Source organism: Microseira wollei NIES-4236 (assembly GCF_020521235.1).
Classification (GTDB): Bacteria; Cyanobacteriota; Cyanobacteriia; order Cyanobacteriales; family Aerosakkonemataceae; genus Microseira; species Microseira wollei.
On record NZ_BLAY01000408.1, the window covers coordinates 1 to 2061 of the forward strand.

The 2061-nt window shown below is 45.9% G+C and carries 2 protein-coding genes; both read right to left on the reverse strand.

The window, feature by feature from the left end; genetic code table 11:
• Positions 1-224 (reverse strand): hypothetical protein (locus MiSe_RS48810; protein ID WP_226594723.1); only part of this gene is annotated, 224 nt, incomplete at its 3' end.
• A gap of 26 nt (positions 225-250) precedes the next feature.
• Positions 251-1744, reverse strand: a complete 1494-nt coding sequence (locus MiSe_RS54400; protein ID WP_226594725.1) for an adenylate/guanylate cyclase domain-containing protein — start codon at positions 1742-1744, stop codon at positions 251-253.
• Positions 1745-2061: the final 317 nt, after the last annotated feature.

The window sequence follows — 2061 nt, forward strand, 5'->3', positions numbered from 1 at the left end:
ATTCCATGCCGTGCCCCTACAAAACCCGTTAAACCAGGGGCACGGCATTCTACAATCTTTGGGTACAAACTAAAAGTTATTCCATGCCGTGCCCCTACAAAACCCGTTAAACCAGGGGCACGGCATTTAACAATCTTTGGGTACAAACTAAAAGTTATTCCATGCCGTGCCCCTACAAAACCCGTTAAACCAGGGGCACGGCATTTAACAATCTTTGGGTACAAACTAAAAGTTATTCCATGCCGTGCCCCTACTCTTTCCTGCCTAATAAAAGATAAGTCATCATCTCGCCCTTGCCTTTGATTGTAATTTTACCCCTCGACTCAAACTCAAACCGATCGCGCAACCTTTCGTAAGTATCAGCAGTTACCTGAATCGCCCCTGCCATACCATGAGACTCCATCCGACTGGCGACATTAACCGTATCGCCCCAAAGGTCATAAATAAACTTTTTCGTGCCAATTACCCCAGCAACAACGGGGCCAGTATTAATGCCAATGCGGATATTACAATTGCTGTCATGCCTTTTGTTAAATTCAGCAATTTCCAGCCGCATATCCAGCGCCATTTCTGCCACCGCCTCAGCATGATCCGGACGTGGATTGGGAATCCCACCCGCTACCATATACGCATCGCCAATCGTCTTTATTTTCTCCAAACCATATCGTTCGGTCAAGCGATCGAACGCGGAGAAAATTTCATTCAGCAACGAAACTAATTCTTCTGGCGATACCTGTGAAGATAGCTCGGTAAACTTAACGATATCGGCAAATAAAATCGTCACTTCAGCAAATCCATCGGCGATGCTGTGGTGTTGATCTTTCAGGCGATTGGCAATCGGTTCGGGCAGAATATTGAGTAACAACCGTTCGGATTTTTCCTGTTCTACTGCCAATTCCTCATTAGCCTTTCGCAAATCAGCCGTGCGTTCGATCACGCGCAATTCTAACTCTTTCGCAGTGTGCTTCAACCTGGCAATTACCAGGGCTATCCCCATTATCCCCAATAAAGAAATCCCCGCTAAGGTGAGCGAAGTTTCTTTCAAACCATCGTCAGTTTTTTTCATCACTCGATCGATGGGAGTGGAAATTTCCAAAATTCCTCGCACGTCCCCTACTTTCCAATCTTTCTTAGGACTATCAGCCAGGGTGTTGTGACAACCGATGCAGCTAGGTTTGAGGATATCCGCTTGTGCATATCGCAGGCATATACGACCGTGAAAATTTTCAAAGCGAATAAATTTTTCATCGGGATGTTGTCTCAAATAAGTCAGCGCTTCCCGTTCAAAATCATCTTTAGCACCCCCTTCAGATTGCCGCGAAGGAAAGGGGAAATCGCTATACAGTCGCACTGACATTCCAGGGTTTTCTCCACTCAGGCGCTTACCAAGTTCGATCAAGAACGTTACGGGTACGGGAATGGCTCCCTCTTGGTTTTGATAGGTGTCGGTGACGATCAAATCTTCGTGAATGGCTTTGATCCGATCGACAACCGCAGAACTGTAAACCGTGCGTGCTTCTTGGATTGCTTGAGCATATAATGTTGTATTTTGTACGGCTTGCCATTTAACTAAACCCGATGATAAGCGGGACATATTCCAAACAGCCGCCGTTACTCCGGCAAAGAAAAAGAGAATCAGCAACAGGATAGTTCGCCTGTACAGAAGTTGGAGCAATGTTTCTAGGAATTTGGCAATCGACTGGCGGATTGTCAGTTTAATTTTAGGGGTGCTGTTGAGATTCATGGAATCATTCCCAGATTGGTATCGAGCTATAAGTTAGATACGTGGCACCGAGCAAAAATCCCGTTCGTGGTAGGGGCACGGCAGGATTAATTTTGTTAAATTATCCGAGATATCTTGGAACCCCGTGCCTGTTCGTGGTAGGGGCACGGCAGGATTAATTTTGTTAAATTATCCGAGATATCTTGGCACCCCGTGCCTGTTGGTGGTAGGGGCACGGCAGGATTAATTTTGTTAAATTATCCGAGATATCTTGGCACCCCGTGCCTGTTGGTGGTAGGGGCACGGCAGGATTAATTTTGTTAAATTATCCGAGATAT